We start from the raw sequence: 24,541 nt of genomic DNA, 5'->3' as shown, positions 1-24,541 counted from the left end.
GCGAGAATGGCTTGAACCGCTTCAAAGCACGCAACAACCATGCCGGCTGACGGCGTTTCAGTGTTCCTTGCCCACCATGGCCAATCCGGCCTGCTGATCCCACAGATGGCGATAGATCTCGCACCGCTCCAGCAGCTCCTCGTGGGTGGCGCAGTCGATCACCTCTCCCTTGTCGAGCACCAGGATCGCATCCGCGGCCACCAGCGAAGAGAGCCGGTGGGAGACGATGATCATGGTCCGGCCTTCGGAGATCTTCTCCAGGCTCTGGCGGATGATCATTTCGCTCTCCGGATCCAGGGCGCTGGTCGCCTCGTCGAAGATCAACAGACGGGGACTAAGTAGAAGCGCGCGCGCAATGGCGATCCGTTGCCGCTGACCGCCCGAGAAGTTCGACGCGCCCTCCTCGACCCAGGTCTCGTAGGAGTGGGGCAGACGGTCGATGAACTCGTCCGCGCCGGCCAGACGGGCCGCCTCGATCACCTCCACCAGCGTGGCCTCGGGCCGCCCGGCGGCGATGTTCTCGCGGATCGTGCCGCGGAAAAGGATGTTGTCCTGCAACACCACGCCGATGCTGCGCCGCAGATGGGCGAGGTCGAAATGGCGGATGTCGTGGCCATTGAGGTGGATCAACCCCTCCTGGGCGGTATGGATCCCCTGGATCAGACGGGTGATGGTGGTCTTGCCAGAGCCGGAGCGACCCACCACGCCGATCACTTTCCCCTCTTCCACCTTGAAGGAGATGCGCTTCAAGGCCGGCAACACCGACTTCTCGTAGCGGAAGGTGACGTTGGAGAATTCGATCTCGCCGGTGATCGGCATGCGGATGCCCTTCTGGCTCGGATCCCGTTCCGGCGGATGGTTCATCACCGAACCGAGCATGCGCACCGCCAGAGCGGTCTGCTGATACTCGTTGATCAGCCCCACCAGCTGCACCAGCGGTCCGGAGACCCGCCCGTAGAGCATGTTGAAGGCCACCAGCGCGCCGAGGCTCATGGTATTGTCGAACACCTCCAGGGCGCCGACCGCGATGATGGCGATCTGCATGCCGGACTGCAATGCGCCGATCAAGACCGACGCCTTGATCCCCATGCCGCCCACCCGGGCGCGATTCAGGATCGACACCGCCACCTTGCGATCCCAGGAGGCCTTGCGCAACGGTTCCAGGGCCATGGACTTGACCGCGCGCATGCCGTGGATGGTCTCGACCAGATCGGCCTGGCGCAACCCTTCGGCGTTGTAGAGCCCCTCCAGGTAGTGACGGAAGGTGGGAAGCATCACCGCGATGACGACGGCGATGGCCAGGGTGAAGCCGAGCACCAGCAGGGTGAGCTTGAAGCTGTACATGGCCAGTCCGACCAGCACCAGCGGCAGGGTCACCACGTCGAGCAGGGTGTGGAACAGGGTGCCGGTCAAGAAGTTGCGCACCACCTCGGCCTGCTGCATGTGACGGATCAGCACGCCGGTGGTGGAGTTCTCGAAAAAGGGCATCGGCAGATGCAGCAGATGATGGAACGAACGGGACAACAGCCGGGCATCGATCTTGTTGGTGGCCACCAGCATCAGATGCTGACGCACGAAGTTGAACAGCCCCTCGAAGGTCATCACCAGAAAGAGGATCATGGTGAGGGTGATGAGGGTCTGATGGCTCTGATGGGGAATCACCCGGTCGATCATGATGTTGAAGAACATCGGCATCGCCAGGCTCAGGATGCTGGTCAGAAGCGCGGCGATGGCCACGTTGCGCAGCAGCTTGCGCTGTTTCATGATCTCGGGCATGAACCAGCTCAATCCGAACGGCTTGTTTTCCAGCTCCGGCTCGTGGTCGCGCTTGCAGAGCAATAAATTGCCGCTCCAGTCCGCCTCGAACTCCTTGCGGGTCAGAACCAGGGTGCCGGCATGCTCGGTGCGCGGATCCATGACGGTGGCACTCGGCACGCCGTCGGCGGCGACCGTCACGCGACTGACGATCAGCCAGTGGCCGCCACGGGTTTCGGCCATCACCGGATAGGCGTTGCCCAATCCGCTCAGATCCTTCCACTTGCGGTTGGCCAGAAGCGCCCCTTTCAGCCCCACCTCCTGCATCAAACGCAGCACGGAACCCACGATATCCGCCTCGCGGGCGCCCAGAAGCTGCTCCGGCGTCACATCGACGCCGTGATGACGACAGACCAGGAACAGACAGCGCAAGGCCGACAGAAACGGGGAGATATTCGTCAACGGGGCGGTCAAGGCTCACTCGGGGGCACGCGGATCCCCCCCTCTTCTGGCTGGATGGATGAACCCAAAAGGGACTATCGTGATCCAGCAAGCATCATCCGTGCCGAGACGAAAGGTTGACCGGTTGGATCACACGCGTGTCACGCGGCAGGTCAGGCAAACATCAGCCGCCCTTTCGGCTCCAGGATGGGACGGCCCAAGGAGCGGGCGGTCTCGATCCAGGTCTCAATCACCTGTTCCACCTGCGACATCGCCTCCAGTCGGCTGGCCCCATCCGCCATACAGCCCGGCAACTCCGGCACTTCGGCGATGAAGGCCTGGTCTGCATCACGCCAGTACACGATGGTTTCATATCCGGTTCACCGGGAATTCGATGACTCGTCCGTTTCAATGGCCAAAGGGGCTGACAAAGAATAAACCGGCTTAAACATCTTCATCCTCCTCCATGGCAAGATCATTGCGGCTTGTATGTTCGATCTTTCGCTTCGCCTTATCACCAATGGATTTGTAAAGCCGGTATGCTGGCTCCGACCTGTTGAGTCGGGGAAGGATGTCCTGCGCATGCTCCTGGAGTGCCACATCCTCCTGAAAAGGTTTCCCTATCTCGCGGAATCGGGCTCTGTCAAGGGCTGAGGCCGTCAATGCCTGGATAACATCGTCCACGGCTTGCCAGTCAATCAGCTCTGCCTGATCCAAAACTTTACGTACAAAATCCGTTTTGTCGATCACAAATTTTTGATGCACGACGCGCAACACGCTTGCCACAACGTGCGCATGCGACAGCGTGCCCCCTTTCAACAATTCAAGCAGCAATTCGAGCAACTCCGGACTGTATTCCCCACACAGTGCGGAGACGCTGGGGCCAATCTCCATCGGCCTTCCGCGATCGTTCCGGGCATACACCGCCCATGCGAGAAACGCCTTCAGCAGCCGAAGTCCGTCCAGATGCGAAAGAAGTTCCAGGCTTTTGTCCCGACAATCTTCTTCCATTGCCCTGGACATGAAATGAAACGCGCCCTGTTGCAGCCTCCTTTTCAGCATTTCGATGACATCCGCAGGCACAACCGCGACAGCCCTCTTGAGGAATGCGAATACCCAATGATCCTCCAGATCAGGTAATGGCGTGAGACGGTTAACCAGTGTCTGCCATTGTTCAATCTGGATGACCTCCTCAGGAATCATCTCGCGATTCACCAGACACAGAAAGGAATCATGGGTGATGCGAGATTCGATGGTCATGTCTGCAAGACAGATCAACTCAACCGCCAGAGCCGGTTTCTGTTTGGCAATATTTCGTGCGATCCATGGTGCTTTCAACAAGATGGCAGGATCTTTTGACTGAAAAATGTGTTGCAGGTTGGGCATGTCATCATCCGTGAACTGCTCCGTCTGCATATAGGCTGCCGCGACCAGGGGCCATGCCTTTACCGGGTCAAATTGCAGCAGCTTGGCAATGCGTTCTTGACGCTCTTGAGGTGCGAAAAGCACCCCGAGAGAAATACCCGCGAAATCGCTCAAAGGGGATTGAGCATCGAAACACCTGCTCAGGATTGCCTCGGCCAGGTCAGGCCGATTCGGCAGCAATCGATGGATCATGACATCTGGAGTTCCCCATCCCTGGCCGGCAACCGCTTTGATTTCGTTCAGCCACTTCTCAAGAAACCCATGCAGTTGCTCTGCATCCGGAAATTCAATGGAAAGCGATTCCAGGAAGCGCGCGGCATCTGCCGTATACGCTGTCATCATATGCGAATCGTCATCCTCCCAAGTGTCTTGCCCATAGGCATCGGCCATGAATCGGATCAGGCGTGTCGGGAGATCGCGATCCAACAGCGCCAGAATGGATTGCGCCAGAGAGCTACATTCAGAATTTGGGTTGTAGAAGGCATGCCAACTGACCGAGCGTGCTGCCTCCATGAGTACCACAGGATGCATGGCCGGGTTGACAAGCGCAGTGTGTACCCGCCCGAGCAGCTCGGCATGGGCGGCATTCCATGCTTGCGTGTCATAAGGGCCATGAATTGGGCTATCCAGTGCCTCCTCAAGCAACTGGGCTGCAAGAAACCCTTTGCGCGGGTCATCTCCCTGAATGGCGTTGATGATGGTATCCATTACCCGCGCCCGCACACCCTTGGCCAGTTCGTAAGGGAGTTGATAGCGTGAAAAGGTCACTGTCCGGTTTTTGTATGTCCTCTCTTCCATATTGGTCCGCAACGCCCCTTCCAGGATGGTGAAGGGGGTGTAACAGCCTCGCAAAGAGATGGGGCGATCCAACAGAGAAATGGCAAAATTGACAACCCGCTCCACGCATTCCACGGGTTTCTGGGGTGCGAATTCTGCCAGCTCTTGCAAGATTCGGATACCATGCTCCGGGCACTGGTGAAGTACGCGCGCATCGTCCTTGCCGGCACGCCATAAGAGAACGCAACCCTCTTCCAGATACTCTGGATTGTAGACGGCATTGCGCACCATTTCGCAGACACCGGGCACGTTGCCATGCTGCTGTTTAATGAGTCGCTCAGCGAAATCAAGTGCCAGCCGTGGTTGATAATAGGCCACGGCTGCAACGGCCTGGATGTGGGGATTATGGTAATCATTGTGCCAGCGGAGCTTTGGAGCAATTCTGGCCAAAAGCATGCTGCCCTCGGTGTTGCCCTCGCGCCGACGCCAATCAAGACGCCCCAGATTGACCAGCAGATGCTTCAGATAATCCCCTTCGGCGATGTCGAATACTTCTTCAACCTTGTCGGTCACCGAGCCGTTGGTGACGAAAAAGTCTCGCTTGATGATGACATCTGCCAGCAGGTCAGGCGCAAGGCGGTAGAGAAGACCGCGCCTGAACAACACGCCAACCTCGCCCATGCGTTGTAAGAGGCGTTGGGTGTCTTCTTGTGTCAGTTTTTCCACTGCAAGCAGAATATCCAAAAAATTCCGGTCATTTGGGGCAACCGGTTGCAACAAGGCAACCATCCGCAAGAGCGCTTGCAGCTTGGGTTTGTCCTGCGGATCAGGCAGGATTTCACCCATCATGATTTTCTCATACCTGGCGAGGAGGTAATTATGGGAATCCCTGCTGTTGCCGATCAGAGCCAATGGCCTTTTTTCTTTGGCGACCACCTGCGCCGCCAGCACGGTCATAAGGGGTGTCAGGTGGGTCAATTCGGCGATTGCAGATGCGGCCTGCACAGGACCACCTGAGGCGTCCAGAACCATTCTTGCAAGCGCCAGGGCATTCCCTCTCGACCAGGATGGCAGGTCTATGATGTTGATTTGACAACTGTCTATGGCTGCACATGCAGCCTGTTGTTCCACCCGTGCACGACCATAAGAACGCAACGACAGCAGCAGCCTGCCTCTGTTGTCAGCCACCGACACATACCGCAGCAGTTGTGCGAGGTCATCACGGTCGTGGGCATCATCGACGATCAACAGTTTTGCGCCGGTGCCCAACTCTTCCAGATGGTGGGCCTTGATCTCTTCTGTTGGCGACGAGACAAAGCAAACCGCAAGATCGGGTCGCTGACGGCGCACCGTTTCGACCACCGCGCGCAGTAACCGCGACTTCCCGCTGCCTGGAGCACCCTGGAGCATGGTGACCAGAACATTGTCATCAAGAAGGCTCGTGGTCAGTTGCTCCAGCTCGATTTCACGGCCAACCAGTTGCCAGCAATGATTGAAAAAGCCGCTTGGCTTCAAGTACTGCTTGAAAAACGCCTCTGCTGTTTGAAAAGGCCCAGACTCAGGCACACCCAAAAGGGCTTGTCGCTGATGTCGAAAAAAAATATCCACCAGCTTCCGGCGATCAACCATGGGTAGACCGCGAAACTTCGAGGAGATATCCTCCTGATCCCACAATTCCCAGCCTGGGTGCTTTGCGATGGCCGTGCGGGCACCAGTCGAGGCATTGCGGCTCAACAGAATGTGTTTCCGATGAGAAACGAAGGTGTGCGCGGCCACTGCTGCATCAACATCGCCCGGCCCGAACCCCTTTACTTGTTTGCACTGAAAGGAATAAACCCCGAAATCTCCGCGTGCCTCAATATCGATGCCCTCCTGCTTGCTGCCAGGCCCACCGAATTGATTCACCACGCCACTTTGATCCTGGTAATAGATGCTCAGAAATTCGCAACAGAAGCGTTGAAAACTCTCCCATGGAAGGGATCTCAGTGGCAGAGGCGTATCATACGTTGGTGCGCCAATGGGGATGGACTTTGCGTTGGCGGATGGTCTCTTGGGCATCTTCACTCTTGGTCTGTTGATTGTTCTGGACGAATCTTGTGATCCGATATTGCCTGACTGAATATTATTGGATTAATTTATATTGATAGCCTACAGAATAGGCCATGTCAATTATTAATGATATAAGAAAATTTTCAGTGCGTTGTTCATGGTAATCACAGGCCATTGAATACAAAATTTCGTGCGCACATGGCCTTGTTCACGAACACCCTTGGACATGCGTTCTTGGATAGGCCCACGCGCGCTTGCGCCATTTTCCGCAAAAATCGCGGAAAATGGCTTATCGTGAAAAGCGCGCGAAAGGCAAGGTCAAAGTCACAAAATCAAAACCTCAGGGCTTCGCCCCGAACCCGACCAGGGGTCATTGACCCCTGGACCCCGCTGACTGGACCCTGCTGACTATCAGGAGTCCTGAATCATTACCATCGGCAAAAAGAATTCCCAATCCCCGCGAAATCGGCTAGCATGCGTCGAGATCTTAACGCAACGATGCATCGAAAGCGGTCGTGGCGTTGACACCATTCGTCCCCTCCTTTGCCACGCGAAGGTCATGGCCATGAAATCAGGCAAATCCAAGCATTCCGCCCCCGCCGCCGCCCGCTCCGTGCCGGTCGCGCCGGTCCACAAGGCCCTGGAGCTGCATCACGCCAACCGCCTCGCCGAGGCCGAGGCCCTCTATCGCCAGATCCTGCGCGAAACCCCACGCCATCAGGATGCCTTGAACCTGCTCGGCTATCTGCTCCACCAACGCGGGGAGCGCGACGAGGCCATCGCCCTGATCAAAAAGGCCATCGCCATCGATCCCAACCAACCGCTCTTCCACAACAACCTCGGCATCGTGCTCCAGAACCACGGTCAGCCCGAGGCCGCCCTGGCCGCCTATGACAAGGCCTTGCAGCTCGATCCGAACTATCAGGCCGCCATGAGCAACCTGGGCACCCTCCATCAGGCCCTGGGACAGTACGACGAGGCGATCGCCTGTCAGGAGCGGGCCTTGAAGATCCAGCCGAACTTCTTCGAAGCCTATGCCAACATGGGCAACATCCGCTGCGAGCAGAAACGGTTTGACGAGGCGATCGCCTGTTACGAACAATCGCTGGCCATCTACCCCGAGTACGTCAGCGCCATGCACAACCTGGCCTATGTGCTCCAGAAGCTCGAACGCCACGAAGAGGCCCTGGTCTGGCTGGAACGGGCGTTGGAGCTGCGTCCCGACTATCTGGAGGCGCTCAACTGCAAGGGGAACGTGTTGCAGGATCTGGGACGCTGGAGCGAGGCGATCGCCTGTTACGAACAGGCCCTGGCCATCAACCCGCTCTATTACGAGGCGCTCTGCAACATGGGCAACGTGCTCTGCGATCAGGGCCGGCTCGACGAATCGATCGCCTGTCACCAGCGCGCCCTGGCCATCAAACCGGATCTGCACGAATCCTACACCCACATGGGCAACGCCTTGCAGCTGCAAGAGCGGCTCGACGAGGCGATCGCCTGCTACCGAAAAGCCCTCGAGATCCGACCCGACGACCAGACCGCCCTGGAGAATCTCGGCGTGGCCTGCAACGTGCGGGGGGATCTGGAAGGGGCCATCGACTGCGCCCGGCGGCTGATCGCACAGAAACGGGACGATCCCAACACCTTCGCCACCCTGTTGAACCTGTTGAAACAGATCTGCGACTGGCGCGACCTGGACGACCTCTTCTCGGAGATGATGCAGCTCTTCAACGCCGGCAACAAGCTGATCAACCCGTTCGTGTTTCTCACCCTGCCGACCACCCCCGCCGAGCAGCTGGCCTGCGCCACCCACTACATGGACCGCAAATACCGCGCCCGGCGCGATCTGGCCGCCACGCCGACCCACGATCCCCACCCCAGGCGGTTGAAGATCGGTTACCTCTCCTGCGATTTCCTCAATCACGCCACCGCGATCCTGATGGCCGAGCTGATCAAGCTGCACGACCGGGAGCGGTTCGAAATCATCCTCTACTCCTACAGCGACGACGACGGCAAGGAGATGCGCCAGCGCATGGTCGAGGCGAGCGACCGGTTCGTGGATCTGCTGCGGGTGGATCACGACAGCGCGGCGCGCACGATTCACGAGGATGGCATCCATGTTCTGGTGGAGCTGAAAGGATTCACCAAGGGGGCGCGCCTGGAGATCGCCACCCAGCGACCGGCTCCGCTCCAGGTGAGCTGGCTCGGCTATCCGGGCACCATGGGCGCCGGGCACATCGACTACATCGTCGCCGACCCGTTCCTCATCCCTGCGGGCGAGGAGATCCACTACAGCGAAAAGGTGGTGCGTCTCCCCCACTGCTACCAGCCCAACGACCGGTTGCGCGCCCTGCCGGAGTCCGGCCCCACCCGCGCCGAATGCGGTCTGCCGGCGCGCGGATTGATCTTTTCCAACTTCAACCAGACCTACAAGATCACCCCGGAGATCTTCGCGGTCTGGATGGAGGTGCTGCATCACACCCCGGAGGCCATCCTCTGGCTGCTGGAGTCCAACCCGCTGGTGGCCGACAACCTCCGTCAGGCCGCCGCCGGCCACGGCATCGATCCGGCCCGGCTGCACTTCGCCCCCAAACTGGCGGTGGCCGAGCATCTGGCCCGCTACCACCTGGTGGACCTGGTGCTCGACACCTATCCGGTCACCTCCCACACCACCGCCAGCGATGCGTTGTGGATCGGCTGTCCGCTCCTCACCATCGCCGGCGACACCTTCGTGTCGCGGGTGGCCGGCAGTCTGCTGGTCACCATGGACGCGCCGGAGCTGGTCGCCACCACGCTTGCCGACTACCAGGCCAAGGCCCTGGAGCTGGCCCGCGCCCCGGAGCGGCTCACCGGGCTGCGCGCCCGTCTGATCGCCAACCGCGCCACCACCCCGCTCTTCGACACCCCGCGTTTCACCCGCGATCTGGAGTCGGTCTACGAGGCGATCTGGCAACGCCATGCCGCCGGTCTGCCGCCGGAACACCTGGATATCGCCCCCTCGTTCCCCACCCCCGACCAGCCGATCCAGCCGCATCCGACCGCTTCGGCGGCAGCGACAACGCCCGTTCCGCCGCCCGTCGCCCCGCCGATCCAGCCGCGTCCGACCGCTTCGGTGGCAGCGACAACGCCCGTTCCGCCGCCCGTCGTCCCGCTCCCGGCCCTCCACATCCCGCCCCAGGCCCCGGCAACCGACCGACCGGTCGAGCTTTCCATCTGCATCACCACCGCCTCGGGACGGGCCTGGCTGGCCCACACGTTGGAGCAACTTCGCTGGGTCGCCACCTCGGGACGCGCCATCGAGGTGGTGGTGGTCGATCTGCCGGAGGCCAACCAGGGGAACGCCGCGCCCGGTCAACCGGGCGCCGGTCTGCCGCTCCACCGGCATGTGACCCTCCCCCGGCCCCTCGCCGGCCAGGCGTTGATCCAGGCCGCGTTGCGCGTGGGTCGCGGGCGCTTTCTGGTCCATCTGGCGTGCGGGGATCGGCTGCTCCCGGAAACGCTGCTCGCCGAACTCGATCTCATGCTCAAACGCGACGACATCGCCGTCTCCCACGCGCCGTGGCAGCTCTGGAACGACTCCACCGCCACCGACATGGGGTTGTTCTATCCGTTGGAAGGGGAGCACCTGTTCGACACGAGCCGTACCGCCGATCTGTTCAACTTCATCGCCCTCAACCACATCTTCCCGGAGAACGCCCTGTATCGCGCCGATGCGCTGGCCCGCGTCTCCTTTGATCTGGAGGCCACCCACACGCCGCTGGTCACCACCTTCCGCACCCTGTCTTACGGCGCGGTGCGTTTTCAACCCAACCCGTTCCTGGTCTCGGTGCTGCGCAATCCGGGCGTGGGCGCGGCGCAACGAAACGAAGGCATGGAGGTGCTCGCCCATCTCGACCACTACCGTTCCGGTCTGGAGCTGGCCGCCTCGCTGGCCCTGGCCAGCCTCGGCATGAACGATTTCGATCCCGGCAACCGCGCCGTGGTGCTCGAACTGATCAACGATTTCGTGGTGCGGCGCATCCTGGTGGCCGCCAACCTCGCCCAGGCCAGCGGCGATTACATCGCGGCGGGGCTCTGTTTGAAACGGGCTCTGCTGTGGGTCAAGAGCGAGGAGGATCGTGCGCTGATCCGCGCCATGGAGCCGAACGTCATGACCGGCTCGGCCTATCAGGCGATGCGCGACCGCTTCTTCGCCCTGCCCGATGCCAAAGCCCTGGTCGCCTGCCGGATCAGCAATCCCGAGGTGATCCGCGCCAGCCTGCACCAGATCGCGCCCACCATCCCGTTCGAAATCCGCGATCCGGAGTCCCTGGCCCAATCCCCGGAGCGGTTCACCGCCCTCTGTCTCACCGAGGACGAAGCCACCCGCGGCCTGTTGATCGCCAGCGGTCTGCCGGCGGGTCAGGTGCTGTTGACCTCGGATCTGCTCGGCATGTTCCGGGTCACCGGGTAGGATCGCCGGCACATGACACCCACCCCCTTTCGCATCGTCCTGATCTCCCCGCCCGGCTACGACCACGCCGAAGCGTTGCGCGAGGTGGTCGAAACCCTCCATTTCGGTCTGCGCGCCCTGGGCCATCCGGTCACCATGGCCATCAACGACTTCGATCCGGCGGCGCGCAACATCCTGGTGGGCGGCAACCTCATGCCGGTCGAATGGATCGAACGGGTACCATCCGGCACGATCCTTTACAATCTGGAACAGTGGCAATCGAGCTGGATCGGCAACGAGGCGTTGCCCGCCCTCATGGCCCGCTGCGAGACCTGGGACTACGATGCCCACAATCTGGACCGGCTGCGCGAGGCGGGTCTGGTAGGACCGAGCCGCCATGTTCCCATCGGCTATGTGCCGGAACTGACGCGCATCCCGGTCGAGACCGAAACCATCGACGTGCTTTTTTATGGCAGTCTCAACGAGCGGCGACGGCGGATCCTGGTGGAGCTGGAGGAGGCCGGTCTGGCGGTGCAGCTGTTGTTCGGACTGTATGGCCAGGCGCGGGACGCGGTGATCGCCCGTTCCAGGATCATCCTCAACATCCACTATTACGATACCAAGATCTTCGAGATCGCCCGCATCTCCTACCTGTTGGCCAACGCCAAGGCGGTGGTCACGGAAAAAGATCCCGAAACCCGCATCGATCCGGCCCTGGACGATGCCATGGCCGCCGTGCCGTATGACCAGCTGGTCGCCACCTGCATCGCGTTGATTCGCGACGAGCCGCGACGTCAGGCCATGGCCCGCGCCGGGTTCGAGCGTTTTTCCGCCCGGCTCGAACGCGACATTCTGCGCGAGGCGCTTGGCGACCCGCGTGATGATCTTTCACATCCGCCATCCGGAGAGCGTCCCGTGTCCGACTCCCAGACCCAGTTGCCGACCATCCTGAACATCGGCAGTGGCAAGAACTTTCGCGCGGAGTGTCTGAACCTCGACATTCACGACGGTTGGCAACCGGATCTGATCGCCGATCTGAACCACCCCCTCCCCCTGCCGGACGATCCGCTCCATCCGACCCGGCGTTTCGGGCCGATCCGTCTGCCGAGGGGATATTTCGAGCAGATCCTGGCGTTTGATGTGTTCGAGCACGTTCAGGATCTGATCACGGCCATGACCAGTTGCTTGAACCTGTTGCGGGTGGGCGGCACGTTGCACATCGTGGTTCCCTATGACCTCTCCCTGGGCGCCTGGCAGGATCCGACCCATGTACGCGCTTTCAACGAGAACAGCTGGCAGTATTACACCGACTGGTTCTGGTATCTGGGCTGGCGCGAGAGTCGTTTCGTGTTGCGGGTGCTCAATTACAATTTAAGCCCCCTGGGCATGCGGATGAACCAGAACGGCGAGACGGTCGAAACCATCATCCGCACCCCGCGGGCGGTGGATGCCATGGAGGTGGTGTTGGAGAAGGTGGTGTTGAGCGAGGCGGATCGGGAGGCGTCGCGGCAGTTCCGGCCAGGGGGGTGACAGCGGAAACCGGTCAACCGGCACGGGGGACCGGGGGCCGAAGGTTTCCGGCGGAGGGGTGAGGGGGGGGTATCCCCCCCATCATGTCAAGTTATGCCGTTTGCAGAACGATGCCGCGAACCTGGCCTACACCCCGGCCACCACCTTGGCGATGCGCTTGGCGTGGTAGTAGATCCGCTTGTAGTTCTCATACAGATCCATGAAAAGACTGTAGGCGACGAAATCCTTTTCACCGCTGCGCAAGGCGCGCATCTGCTCCTGCCTGGCCTGGGCATCCAACGCGCTCACCGACTCCTTTTGCGCCATCACCGCCCGCGCCAACGCCGGATCCGCGCTCAAGAAGGCGTCCGCCGCCTGCCGAAACGCGGTGATCACCAGCTGGTGATACCCCTCGAGGGCAACCCGGCTCTCCTCGGACAGGGCCACCCGCTCGTCCAGGCTGGCTTCGGCCAGATGGGCGAAATTGTTCTCGATCACATCCCCGATCGACTCCAACTCGTTGCTGACGGTCATGGCGGCCATCAGCTCGTCGGCCACATGGGCCGAAAGCCGCGACCCGCCGATGCCGGCCAGATAGCGGGTGACCGCGCGGTGGATCTCGTCCACCCGATCGTCCATCTTGCGCAACTTCACGATGGTGTTGGCATCCCCCTGAAACAGCGCCTCGGGCACCAGGGCCAGCATCTCCTCGATCAGGGCGGCGATCAGCCCGGTCTCGCGACGCGCCATGGCCAGGGCCAGCGGCGGGGTGGGCAACAGATCCTCGTCCAGATAGCGCGGCCAATACCGCTCGGTGAACTCCAACGACTCGACCTCGGTGCCGAAGGGGTCGGGCAGCAGCTTGTGGGCGAGCTGCACCAGCGGACGCAGGGGGAGAAGACCGATCAGGGCGATGAGGAGGTTGAAGGCGATGTGAAACACCACCAGCCGCCACCCCTCGGAAAAGGGCAGCCAGGCAAGACCCGCGGCGATCCGCTCCGGCCAGGGGGCCACCAGCAGCAATCCCGGAATCACGAACACCAGTTGCGCCAGCAACAGACGGTCGAGCTGGGCGCTGCTCTCCTTGAGCAGGGTGGCCAGCGGCAGGGCGGCGCCGAGATTGGCGGCCAGGATCATCAGGACCGCGGTCGATCCCGACAACCCCTCCATGCCGGCCAAAGGCAACATGAGCCCCACCACGGCGGTGGCCGAGCCCAGCAGCGAGGCGATCAGGGCGGCCAGCGGCAGGGCGAGCCAGGGGATATCCAGGGTCGCGGCCACGCCAGGCAGACGCGGCAGGGTATCGGCGAGGGTCGCCATGCCGAGAAAGAGCAGGCCGAGTCCGAGCAACAGATGGCCATGCAGACGCCAACGGGATTCGGAGATGGCATAAAGGAGCAGCAATCCGGCCACCAGGGGGGCAACGGCGATGCCGGGCGGAATGGCGGCGAGCGGGATCGCGGGCAGGGCGGTGCCGATGAGACTGGCCAGGAGCATCAGCAGGGTCTGACGACAGGCCAGAAGATCGATGGCGGCCAACTCGCTCAACCGCTCCTGGATGACGCGGTTGCACCAGAGCAGAAGACCGGTGAGGATACCGGCCAGCCAGCCGCGCGGGTCGTGATCCGGGAGCGCGCCGAGCCGTTGTTTGAGCGGTTCGGCGTGCAGAAGCCCGAGGGCGAAAAAACTTTTTTCGACCCCGTAGAGATAGAGCGCCACACCGGTGACCGCCTCGGCGGCGAGAATCCAGCTCTGGCTCATGGCGTGGACACCTCCGGGGTATCGCTCCCGCCGGTGGAGAGATCGAGGGCCGCAGCCAGCAGACGGCGGGTGTAGGGGTGACGCGGGGCGGCGAAGAGTTCCGCGGTGGGACCGACCTCGACCACGCGCCCGTTCTGCATCACCATCACCTCGTGGGACATGGCGCGGATCACGCGCAGATCGTGGGAGACAAACAGATAGGCCAGACCATGATCGTGCTGGAGTTTTTTCAAGAGTTTCAGGATCTGGGCCTGCACCGACAGATCGAGCGCGCTGGTGGGTTCATCGAGCACGAGAAGTTCGGGCTTGAGGATCATGACGCGGGCAATGGCGATGCGTTGGCGCTGTCCGCCGGAGAATTGATGCGGATAGCGATCCAGGGCCTCGGGGTCGATGCCGACCTCGGCGAGAATCGCCAATGCCGCCTGACGGCGCTTGTCCGGATCGGGTTCCAGATCGTGGATCATCAACCCCTCGGCCAGGATCTCGCCCACGGTCATGCGCGGGGAGAGGGAGGAGAAGGGATCCTGAAACACCACCTGCATGCGCCGACGCAGCGTTCGTTGCCATTCGCGCTTGCCGGTCATGAGATCCAATCCGTCGAAAACAATCTCCCCGCCGCCGTCGTTCAACCGCAGGATGGTCTCGCCGAGCGTGGTCTTGCCGCTGCCCGACTCCCCCACCACGCCCAGGGTTTCGCCTTTGCGCAGGGTGAAACTCACCTCGTCCACGGCCTTGATCCAGCCGACGGTTCGTTTGAAGAGCCCTTTCTTGATCGGGAAGTGGCATTTCACCTGGTTGGCGGCGAGCAGCACCGGCGCGTTTTCGGGACGACGCGGCGGGTTGGCGTCCGGGAGGGCGGCCAGCAGCGCGCGGGTGTAGGGGTGACGCGGCGCGGCGAAGAGGGTCTCCGTCGGTCCCTGCTCGACGATCACCCCCTGCCGCATCACATAGACCCGATCCGCGCATTTGCGCACCATGGGCAGATCGTGGGTGATCAGCAGCATGGCCATGTTGAGTTCGCGGCGCAGCCGGGTGAGGAGTTCCAGGATCTGGGCCTGGATGGTCACATCCAGGGCGGTGGTCGGCTCGTCGGCGATCAGAAGCGACGGCTTGCGCGCCAGAGCCATGGCGATCAGAACCCGTTGGCGTTGTCCGCCGGAGAGCTGATGGGGATAGGATTGCAGCCGGGTTTCGGGATCCGGGATGCCGGTCCAGGCCAGAAGCTCGACAGCGCGGGCCAAGAGGGCCACCGGGTCGGTATCGGCCTCGGGATCGAGCGAGATGGCCTCGATGAGCTGGGTGGCGATGGGTTGCACCGGATTGAGGGCGGTCATCGGTTCCTGGAATACCAGACCGATCTCGCCCCCGCGCAGTTTGCGCATTTGCGACTCGCCGAGGGTGGTGGTCTGGCGACCCCGGTAGTAGATCCCCTCGGCGGTGACCAGGGCGGACGGGGGGAGCAGGCGCAGCATCGACAGGGCGGCGACACTCTTGCCGCTGCCGGATTCACCCACCAGGGCCACGGTTTCGCCCGGCGCGATGAAGAAGGAGATCCCCTGGACCGCCTCGACAACGCCCGTTTCCCCCTCGAAGCGCACCCGGAGATTCTCGACGGCGAGCAGTGGTTTGACCGGGGTAGCCATCTATTCCTTGCGGGGATCCATGGCGTCGCGCAGGGCCTCGCCGATGAAATTGAGCAGAAGCATCATGACCACCAGGGTCACGAAGGCCGAAAGCGACAGCCACCAGGCTTCGATGTTGCCCTTGCCCTGACGGAGCAGTTCGCCGAGGCTGGGTGTGGTGGGAGGAACGCCGAGGCCCAGGAAATCGAGGCTGGTCAGGGCGAGGATGGCCCCGGAGATGCGAAACGGCAGAAAGGTGATCACCGGGGTCATGGCGTTGGGGAGCAGATGACGGAACATGATGGCCCGGTCCGAGGCTCCTAGGGCGCGGGCCGCCTTGATGTAGACCAGATTGCGGGCGCGCAGGAACTCGGCGCGCACGTAGTCCGCCAGGTGCATCCAGCCAAAGAGCGACAACAGGAGCAGGAGCAGCGGAATGCCGGGATTGAAGATGCCGGCGAAGATGATCAGAAGATACAGTTCCGGCATGCTGCCCCAGATCTCCATGAACCGTTGCAGCCAGAGATCGGTTTTTCCACCGAAATAACCCTGGACCGCGCCGGCGACAATCCCGATGGCGACCCCGATGATGGTCAGAGCCAGAGCGAAGAGAACCGACAGCCGGAAGCCGTAGATCAGACGCGCCAGGACATCCCGGGCGCGGTCGTCGGTGCCGAGCAGGTGGCCATCGCCGGGACTGGCGGGCGCGGGTCGGGTGGCGTGCAGATCGATGGTGGCGTAGCCGTGGGGATTGAGGGGAAAGATCACCCAGTTGGATCCCTGGCGCAGATTTTTGAGGATCTCGGGATCCTTGTAATCGGCTTCGGTGGCGAAGTCACCGCCAAAGGTGGTCTCCGGATAGGCGGCCAGCAGAGGGAAATAGAAGCTCCCCTGGTAGTGGATGATCAGGGGTTTGTCGTTGGAGATCAGCTCCGCGCCGAGGGAGAGGAGAAAGAGCGCGGCGAAAAACCACAGGGAGACGCGACCGCGGGTGTTGGCGTTGAAACGCCGCCAGCGGCGAAGGGCGATCGGTGAGAGTGTGGGCAGCCTCGGCATGGCGTGGCAGTATACGCCAATCCCCCTTGGCCCGCAAGTTGCGAATCCTCGGGCGATTGCGTCCGGCATGCCCGCTCATTCAGGCTGTGGTTGCGAAAGCCTCCCCAGGTTGGGGATTGGGGCTCCTTTCCCCTTTCGGTGACTCCGGGGTGCAATCGATGCGCGGTTGATCTATCATGGAGGTTGGAATGTCTGGTGTTCGGGAGCACTGGGAGGATGGGCTGGTGGCCGGCGGACCACTCCCCCCGGTTATCGGGGAGGGAGAACCGGACGAGGCGTTGTCCTGTCCCCTGGCTGATGAGGAGGAGCGCGTCCCGCCGGAGGTGGTGTTGGCGCCGCTCTCCCTCGACACGGTTTTGACGCCCGAGGATCTGCGGCGTCTGCTGAAAATCGTCTCCCACACCAAACGCGGCCTTTTGTGAGGCTCGGTCCAGCCCTCCCCGATCCGATGGTCACGGGGGATCGTCGGCATCCGCCGGATCCGGGCTCCATCATTTGGGTGAATCCCTGCCATGAAAATCGTACGAACCCTGTTGCATGACGTGTTGCTGCTGCGGCCCCGGATTCCGTCGGAGGGGGGCCGGGAGCTGACCATCGACCGTTCGGAGCTGGAACGGGTCGGCATCGTCCAACCGTTCGTGCAGGACAACCACTCCCGTTCGACCCGCAACGTGTTGCGCGGCCTGCACTACCAGATCGAGCATGCCCAGGGCAAGCTGGTGCGGGTGATTCGCGGCGAAATCTTCGACGTGGTGGTCGATCTGCGCCTCGGCTCCCCGACGTTTGGCCAATCCGCCGCCCTGCACCTGCTGGCCGGGGAGGGCCTGCTCCTCTGGATTCCGCCCGGATATGCCCACGGCTTCCAGGTGTTGAGCGCGGAGGCCGATTTTCTCTACAGCGTCACCGATTACCGCTTTCCCGAGCACGAACGGATCCTGCTCTGGTCGGATCCGGCCCTGGCCATCCCCTGGCCCGTGCGCGATGTCGAACCCATCCTCTCCCCCAAGGACCAACAAGGCACCCCCTTCGCCGCCACCGTCGCCATGCTCGAGGCGAAAAGGCCGTAACCCCCAGATCATATCGATCTGACACACCACCGAAGTGCTGTCGGAAGCAAAATCATCTTGTATGATCCCGCCTAGACCCCATGATCTGTATATGATATTATTTACTTCGCATCATCCTCGCAATTTTGGATCTTGTTCCACTCCAATCCTAAAGGCCTGTTCATGAGTCATTTCGAATCCGATGAATCCTTAGAGGCAGAGGATATGCTTGATTCAGGCGTGGAACCCGAGGAAATCGGCATCAACAAACCTTTTGACCCGACAAAAATCAATGTCCAGACCAAGCAAATGAGTCTGGACACCTTGGTGAAGCGAATCAATGAGAATGAGATCGATCTTTCGCCCGATTTCCAACGCAACGAGGTCTGGAAGAAACCAGCCAAGTGTCGCTTGATCGAATCGCTGCTGATCCGTATCCCCCTGCCCGCCTTCTACATGGATGCCACCGATGAAGGGCACTGGCTGGTGGTCGATGGTCTGCAAAGGCTCTCCACCTTGCGCGATTTTATCCTCCACAAATCGCTGGATCTGAGCGATCTGGAGTTCCTGAAGGATGTGGAGGGAAAAAGATTCAATGAACTGCCAAGAAACTACCAAAGGCGCATCGAAGAGACGCAAGTCACGGTCTATCTGATCGAAAAGGGCACCCCACCGGATGTGAAATTTAACATTTTCAAGCGCATCAACACCGGTGGCATGCCCCTTTCCGCCCAGGAGATCCGCCACGCCTTGCATCAAGGACCCGCAACCGAACGCATCAAGGTGCTCGCCGAATCCCAGGCGTTCCTGAAAGCAACGGCCAATGGTATGAAGAATCAGCGAATGGCGGATCGCGAATGCGTGCTGCGCTTCTTGGCTTTCAGCCTGACGCCCTATCCAAAGTACCCGGATGATGATTTCGACGCTTTCCTCAGTAACGCCATGTCGCGGCTCAATACCATGGCTCCAGCGCAGCTCAACGTGTTGGAAATGCGTTTCAAACGCGCCATGGAGCTGGCAACCAGAATTTTCGGGAATCGTGCCTTTCGCAAGGAGTCAAGGAACACATCAGCGCGCTCGCAAATCAACAAGGCACTGTTCGAGGCGTGGTCGATCAATTTAGCCTCTTTGGATGATGAAGCGCAAGAGCGGATCGTGGATAGAAAAACCATTCTGAGGAATAAATTCCTGGATCTCATGGACAATGACACCTTCTTCAACGCGGTCACCCAGGGCACCGGCTCTTGGCAGCGTGTCCAGAAACGCTTTCAGGCCATCCACGATATCATCCAGGCGACCCTTGAGGAGCCGCAACCATGATCACTGGCATTCGATTGCGAAATTTCAAGTGCTTTGCAAAGCTGGATCTGCCACTCGCCAACCTGACGTTGTTGACCGGCCTGAACGGCATGGGTAAATCCACCGTCATTCAGAGTCTTCTGGTGCTGCGGCAGTCGCATCTGCAGGGACTCTTCCCGAATCGTGGCCTGGCCTTGAACGGTGACCTGATCACCCTTGGAACCGCCCGATCGGTTTTGTACGAATATGCCGATCGGGACGAAATTGCCATCGGCCTGCGCAGTCAACAGAACGAGCTGTGGTCGGAATTCCTGTTCAAGTACAATCAATATGCCGATTTTCTGGAGTTGGATTCGGCTTCCAGACAGCAATTTTCGCTCGATCAATGCCTGTTCAAGGACCGCTTCCAATATATACAGGCGGACCGCCTGGGACCACGCGCCATGTTTCCGGTATCGCACCATGCGGTCCGCGAGCACCTCTCCTTGGGAGCGCACGGAGAGTACGCCAGTTACTTCCTGGATCTGTTCGGCTCGCAACCGGTCCTTCTCAGCCACATCCGGCATGAAGAGGCACGCTCGGATCAACTGCTCCATCAGGTTGCTGCCTGGCTGGGCGAGATCAGCCCCGGAGTGGACCTGCATCTTCTGACCCATGAAAACATGGATGTCGTCAACCTGGAATACTCCTTCGCGGCCACCGAGGGCCGACGCTTCCGCACCACCAGTGTCGGCTTCGGCATCACCTATAGCATGCCGATCATCGTGGCCATCCTCTCTGCCCAACCCGACGATCTGCTAATCCTGGAAAACCCGGAGGCCCATCTACATCCCCAAGGACAGGTGCGCATCGGCGAATTGATCGCCCGCGCCGCCCATGCAGGCATCCAGTTGATCGTCGAGACTCACAGCGATCACATTCTCAACGGTATGCGCATCGCGGTCCGCCAGGGCAGGTGCGCTCCGAATCGGGTTGCCATGCATTTTTTTTCGCGTCCAAGACAGGCCCAACCGCCCTATCAAACCCGTATCATCTCCCCCACGATCGACGAAAATGGCCGCATCGATCCCTGGCCGGACGGTTTCTTCGACGAATGGGAAAAGTCACTGGAGTGTCTCTTCTAAGGATGGCGAGGCCCAACGATGGAGCTGATCTTTAATGAATTGAGTCTGCTTCCCTTGGCGGTGAGCCCGGAGAACGCCCGTGAAAAAATCGAACAGTTCCTGAAAACAGTTCGGAGCGCCTGTCAAAAGGGGGTGAGCCGACAATTGCGCACACAAGAGGAGATACGCAACGTCACCCTCGCCCCAGAATACACTTGGCGGGATTGGCAACGGGACACCAAGGTTCCACGCGAACAGCGTCAATATTTTCTTGGCCTAGCCACCCGGAGCCCCTTGCTGGATGGCTTGGATGAACTCCGGAAGAAGGAGCCCGAATTCGAATTCCACCATGCCGATCAACCCGCTTTCGGGCTTGGCGTCGCCTATTTGAGCCATAATCTGGCCGTGAGCCTGCTTTCGGAGGAACGGTGGGATGGGCAATGGGTGGATCTGGATGTCAAACAGTTGGGCGATGATAGCGAGATTCATCCCTTCCACACCCGGATACCCCATGCCAGCCGTCCGGATCACATCGAATTCCATGATCGGGAGGTGATTCAACCGCGTTTGCGGGGCGACATCACCTCGGGCACCGACTTGTGGAACCAAGCCTCGGTACTCTTTCCCTCCCTGCTCTTTTGTACTGCGGTCGAAAATCAGATGCATGATCTGCCGCGCGAGGCGCTTGGACCGATCTTGCGCGGCCTGTTCTGCCTGGAAAGGTACTGCCAGAGGTGGCATCAAGGGGGATTCAATCAAAGCGCCCTGGGTTGCGCATCGACCTCGGAATCCGAGGGGACCAAGGGGCAATTCGCCGCCGAACGAACCTTTGTCTGCCCGGATGGCAAGACGAGGCTCTTTCTTTATCATGTCAAGCCGGGACAGCCCTGGCGCATCCATTATGAGCCATCTGTCGGACCAGGCAAAATGTTCATCGGCTACGTAGGAAAACATCTGCCCACGGTGCGTCACCACTGATCAACGCCTTCGCGCCTGATCATCCAGATTGCCAGCGCGACACCACACCGCCGGAGAACCTGGCGATGCGGAGCGAGGCTCACCCCGGTTCGACATGCACCGCCACGAAGGTGACGCCGGGAACCTCGTGCAGGGCGTGCTGAATCGCCTCGTCGATGGCGTGGCCGTGCAGCACATCCAGGTGGCCATCCACCGTCACATGCACCGCCAGATGGATTTCGGTGCCGATGTACTGGATGCGCAGTTCATGGAAATCGAGGATCCGGCCCGCATCCCGCATGGCGGTCAACCGGTCGTGAATCCCCTTCAGGGTGTCGCTGTCCGGCAGATGACCGATCAGGCGTTCCACGTTCTCCGCGCCGAGTTGATACCCGGTCCAGGCGATCCAGACGGCGATCAGCAGCGAGGCGGCCCCATCCAGCCAGTTCAGCCGCAAGCTCTCGCCGGCCAGGCTCCCCAGGGCCATCAGACTGATCACCACATCCATCCGCGCATCCACCGCCGCCGCCTTCAGGGCCGCGCTCCCCTGCCGGCCCATGCGACCCGCCACCCGCCAGATCCCCCCCTTGACCGCGATCACCGCCACGAGCATCATCACCGGTACCCAGCCGGATTGGGGCAGGCTCCCCTCATACACGCGCCCCACCGCCTCGCGGGCCACCTCGGTGGCCAGCATGCAGGTCAATACCGCCACCGTGAAGGCGGCCATCGGTTCGATGCGGGCATGTCCGAACGGGTGTTCCCGATCCGCCGGTTTGGCCGACTCCCGCACCGCCACCAGAATGATCACCGAGGTCACCACATCGGTGAGCGAATTGCCGGCATCGGAGAGAATCGCCAGCGAGTCATAACGCCAGCCGACGATGGTCTTGGCCACCAGCAGCAGGGCGTTCAACAGGATCAACACCACCGCCGCGCGCCTGGAACGGGTGGCAAGATCCGGAGTTGGGGTGGTCGGTTCGTCTGCCATGGTGTCGCTCCTCGACTCGGCTGTCTGGATGGGTGGGACCGGTTTGCCCCCGCGTCCCGCATCGATTACCATGGAACTCCCGAAGGAAGCTCCATGGCAAGGGGGGTGATGGGGGGATCCCCCCATCATGCCAAGTTGCAGCATACTCCATAACCGATGAATCGAGCCTGAATCGTGACCCTGAATCCTTGATTTCGGCGACCCGGACCCATCAAACCCCGCGCGCCAACCACCCGGACTTCCACAACAAGAGACGCCATGCTCGAATATCTTCTCGCCGCTCTGGCCTTCGGTCTCTCCGCCGGAGTGCAACCCGGTCCGCTCACCGTGGTCATCCTCCACCAGACCCTCACCCATGGCCTGTCCGCGGGGTTGCGCGCCTGTCTGGCCCCGCTCTTCACCGATGGACCGATCATCCTTGTCACCACTCTGGCCCTGCCCCACCTGGAATCCCTCTCCGGATTCACCACCGGCTTGAACCTGATTGGCGGGATCTACCTGCTGGTCATCGCCCGTTCCATGTTCCGCGCCCCGGTGCATCCTGTGCAAGGTGCCAGCGGTCCGGTGGTCGGCTCGCTTAAAACCGCCATCCGCATCAATCTCCTGAACCCCAACCCCTACCTCTTCTGGTTCACCGTCGGGGGCGGCTACATCCTGCGCGGCAGCCACGCCCAGGCGCTCCTGTTCATCGTCATCGCCATCACCACCCTCATCGCCACCAAAATGGGGGTGGCCCTGCTGGCCTCCCACTGCCAGCCGCTCCTCTCCGACCACGCCCATCGGCTGGTGATGCGTTTCCTGGCCGCTTCCCTGGCCCTGTTCGGCCTGCTGGCCATCGCGCGCGCCTTTCCCGCGTGACGGCCTTGCATGCAGGAATCAGAACCACCATCATGCTGTCTGGCGCGACTGTTCAACCCCTGCCCGGATCCCCACCATGCCCACGCCCTCCCGTCTCGACCCGCATCTTGTCGCCCTGCTCGGCAACCATCTGCCGACCGGCCCAGCCCGCATCCTGGAGATCGGCTGCGGCACCGGCCATTTGGGCGCATTCGCCAAGGCCAGGGATCCCAACCTCATCTGGCACGGCATCGAGGCCGACGCCCCGCTGGCCTGGCAGGCCAAAAGCCGGCTGGATCGACTGTTCACCCTGGATATCGAACGGGATGGCCCTCCGGACCTCGACGCCCCCTACGACTGCATCCTCCTCAACGACACCCTGACCCGTCTGGTGGATCCCCTGGCTTGTCTTACCCGTCTGCGCCCGTGGCTGCAACCCCAGGGTCACCTGCTCGCCGTTTTCCCCAACACCCAGCACCATGCCACCCTGACCGCTCTGCTGGCCGGCGAGTTCCCGCCCCGCGACCCGGATCCAACCCCCTCGACCATCCGTCACCGTTTCACCTTTGCCAGCGCCATCCGGCTGCTGCTCGACGCCGGCCTGCTGCCCCTGCTCGCCGAAGCACCCCTCGACAAACCCGACGACGGCCTGATCCTGGCGCTCCAGCACGCCTTCAACCACGTCAAGATGGATCCCATGCGCGGAGTCTATTATCTTTCCGCCAGCCACTTTCTCTTCAAGGGGTTGATCAATTCCACCTTCCCGGAGCAGCCCACAGCCCCGTCACCCTTGAGCTTCATCGTGCCCACCAACCAGCCCGCGGTGCTCAAAGAGAATTTTCTCGCCTCCCCGATCTTTCAGGGCCACCATCCCCATCAGCTCATCCTCCTGGAAGGACAACCTTCCGCCTCGGATGCGATCCGCACCGGACTGGGACAGGCGCGCCACGACCAGGTGATCTACGCCCATCAAGATGTCTATCTGCCCACCGGCTGGGACCGGCAGTACCTCGCCGGCGTTGCCCGGGCCCGCGCCCTGGACCCGCATGCCGGCGTGTTCGGGGTGTACGGCGTAGCCACCCATCCGGACGGGGAGCAGCACCACGGCGTGGTGGTCGATCGCCACTGGCTGCGGGTGAGCGGCGGACCCTTCCCGACGGAGGTTCACTCCTTCGACGAACTGTTGATCGGCTTCGATCGCCTGGGCTTTCCGGGCACCGATCCGCGTCTCGGATATCACCTGTACGGCACCGACATCGTGTGCGCCTACCGGGAGCGGGGAATGCGCGCCTGGGCGCTGCACGCCCCCTGTTTCCACAACTCCGGACTGGGGCTCTCCAATCCGCCGGAACTGCTCCGTTCGGCGGAAATTTTTCAACAGTCGAACTGGAAAAGGTTCTTTCCGTTGGCCACCACCTGTCTGCGCTTCGGTTGACGGCCCACCTGCCCCGCCAGCGTTGACGCCAGGGCGCGCGACG

General features: G+C 61.4%; 16 protein-coding genes. 9 read left to right on the top strand and 7 right to left on the bottom strand.

Going from position 1 to position 24,541, the window contains the following annotated elements:
• Window positions 1-57: 57 nt before the first annotated feature.
• The 3 genes from ACOY6C_RS15595 to ACOY6C_RS15585 all read right to left on the bottom strand — a co-directional run bounded on the left by ACOY6C_RS15595 (window position 58) and on the right by ACOY6C_RS15585 (window position 6,306).
• Entirely contained in the window at window positions 58-2,208 is a 2,151-nt protein-coding gene (locus ACOY6C_RS15595) for a peptidase domain-containing ABC transporter (RefSeq protein WP_420906698.1), read from the bottom strand.
• A 161-nt stretch (window positions 2,209-2,369) separates the two neighbouring features.
• The gene (locus tag ACOY6C_RS15590; protein WP_420906445.1) at window positions 2,370-2,558 is read right to left on the bottom strand and encodes a type II toxin-antitoxin system HicB family antitoxin; all 189 of its coding nucleotides are present in this window, start codon (window positions 2,556-2,558) and stop codon (window positions 2,370-2,372) included.
• 82 nt (window positions 2,559-2,640) lie between these two features.
• A complete protein-coding gene (locus ACOY6C_RS15585) occupies window positions 2,641-6,306 on the bottom strand; it encodes an ATP-binding protein (protein WP_420906444.1) in 3,666 nt (1,221 codons plus the stop codon).
• 706 nt (window positions 6,307-7,012) lie between these two features.
• Here ACOY6C_RS15585 and ACOY6C_RS15580 point away from each other — a divergent pair.
• The gene (locus tag ACOY6C_RS15580) at window positions 7,013-10,900 is read left to right on the top strand and encodes an O-linked N-acetylglucosamine transferase family protein (RefSeq protein ID WP_420906443.1); all 3,888 of its coding nucleotides are present in this window, start codon (window positions 7,013-7,015) and stop codon (window positions 10,898-10,900) included.
• 12 nt (window positions 10,901-10,912) lie between these two features.
• A complete protein-coding gene (locus tag ACOY6C_RS15575) occupies window positions 10,913-12,409 on the top strand; it encodes a hypothetical protein (RefSeq protein WP_420906442.1) in 1,497 nt (498 codons plus the stop codon).
• A gap of 126 nt (window positions 12,410-12,535) precedes the next feature.
• Here ACOY6C_RS15575 and ACOY6C_RS15570 read toward each other — a convergent pair whose 3' ends face one another.
• From ACOY6C_RS15570 to ACOY6C_RS15560, 3 genes are read right to left on the bottom strand one after another with little or no spacing between them, the layout of a single operon-like run.
• Window positions 12,536-14,149 (bottom strand): Na/Pi symporter, encoded by a 1,614-nt coding sequence (locus tag ACOY6C_RS15570; protein ID WP_420906441.1) that lies wholly within the window; start codon window positions 14,147-14,149, stop codon window positions 12,536-12,538.
• A complete protein-coding gene (locus tag ACOY6C_RS15565; RefSeq protein ID WP_420906440.1) occupies window positions 14,146-15,795 on the bottom strand; it encodes an ABC transporter ATP-binding protein in 1,650 nt (549 codons plus the stop codon). The genes ACOY6C_RS15570 and ACOY6C_RS15565 overlap by 4 nt, the downstream gene beginning before the upstream one ends.
• Window positions 15,796-16,830, bottom strand: a complete 1,035-nt coding sequence (locus ACOY6C_RS15560; protein WP_420906439.1) for an ABC transporter permease — start codon at window positions 16,828-16,830, stop codon at window positions 15,796-15,798.
• Window positions 16,831-17,018: 188 nt separating this feature from the next.
• Here ACOY6C_RS15560 and ACOY6C_RS15555 point away from each other — a divergent pair, with 188 nt between their 5' ends.
• The 5 genes from ACOY6C_RS15555 to ACOY6C_RS15535 all read left to right on the top strand — a co-directional run bounded on the left by ACOY6C_RS15555 (window position 17,019) and on the right by ACOY6C_RS15535 (window position 21,256).
• Window positions 17,019-17,252 (top strand): hypothetical protein, encoded by a 234-nt coding sequence (locus tag ACOY6C_RS15555; protein ID WP_420906438.1) that lies wholly within the window; start codon window positions 17,019-17,021, stop codon window positions 17,250-17,252.
• Between the two features lie 90 nt (window positions 17,253-17,342).
• Complete coding sequence (rfbC, locus tag ACOY6C_RS15550) at window positions 17,343-17,897, top strand: dTDP-4-dehydrorhamnose 3,5-epimerase (RefSeq protein WP_420906437.1); 555 nt, start codon at window positions 17,343-17,345, stop codon at window positions 17,895-17,897.
• Window positions 17,898-18,059: 162 nt separating this feature from the next.
• Window positions 18,060-19,196 (top strand): GmrSD restriction endonuclease domain-containing protein, encoded by a 1,137-nt coding sequence (locus ACOY6C_RS15545; protein ID WP_420906436.1) that lies wholly within the window; start codon window positions 18,060-18,062, stop codon window positions 19,194-19,196.
• Window positions 19,193-20,299: an AAA family ATPase gene (locus ACOY6C_RS15540; RefSeq protein ID WP_420906435.1), complete on the top strand. Its 1,107-nt coding sequence runs from the start codon at window positions 19,193-19,195 to the stop codon at window positions 20,297-20,299. The genes ACOY6C_RS15545 and ACOY6C_RS15540 overlap by 4 nt, the downstream gene beginning before the upstream one ends.
• An 18-nt stretch (window positions 20,300-20,317) precedes the next feature.
• Window positions 20,318-21,256 carry a hypothetical protein gene (locus tag ACOY6C_RS15535; protein ID WP_420906434.1) on the top strand — a complete coding sequence of 313 codons (939 nt, stop codon included), beginning with the start codon at window positions 20,318-20,320 and terminating at the stop codon, window positions 21,254-21,256.
• A gap of 79 nt (window positions 21,257-21,335) precedes the next feature.
• Here ACOY6C_RS15535 and ACOY6C_RS15530 read toward each other — a convergent pair whose 3' ends face one another.
• The gene (locus tag ACOY6C_RS15530; protein WP_420906433.1) at window positions 21,336-22,226 is read right to left on the bottom strand and encodes a cation diffusion facilitator family transporter; all 891 of its coding nucleotides are present in this window, start codon (window positions 22,224-22,226) and stop codon (window positions 21,336-21,338) included.
• Between the two features lie 258 nt (window positions 22,227-22,484).
• On the opposite strand from ACOY6C_RS15530, the gene ACOY6C_RS15525 reads away from it, so the two are divergent.
• Window positions 22,485-23,084 (top strand): LysE family translocator, encoded by a 600-nt coding sequence (locus ACOY6C_RS15525; protein ID WP_420906432.1) that lies wholly within the window; start codon window positions 22,485-22,487, stop codon window positions 23,082-23,084.
• 76 nt (window positions 23,085-23,160) lie between these two features.
• Entirely contained in the window at window positions 23,161-24,498 is a 1,338-nt protein-coding gene (locus tag ACOY6C_RS15520) for a class I SAM-dependent methyltransferase (protein ID WP_420906431.1), read from the top strand.
• Window positions 24,499-24,541 lie beyond the last annotated feature (43 nt).

The sequence above is a fragment of the Candidatus Magnetaquiglobus chichijimensis genome (assembly GCF_045865675.1).
Taxonomy (GTDB): Bacteria; Pseudomonadota; Magnetococcia; order Magnetococcales; family Magnetaquicoccaceae; genus Magnetaquiglobus; species Magnetaquiglobus chichijimensis.
The sequence above is the reverse complement of the archived record's forward strand: the minus strand, read 5'-3'. Positions and strand labels throughout refer to the sequence as shown.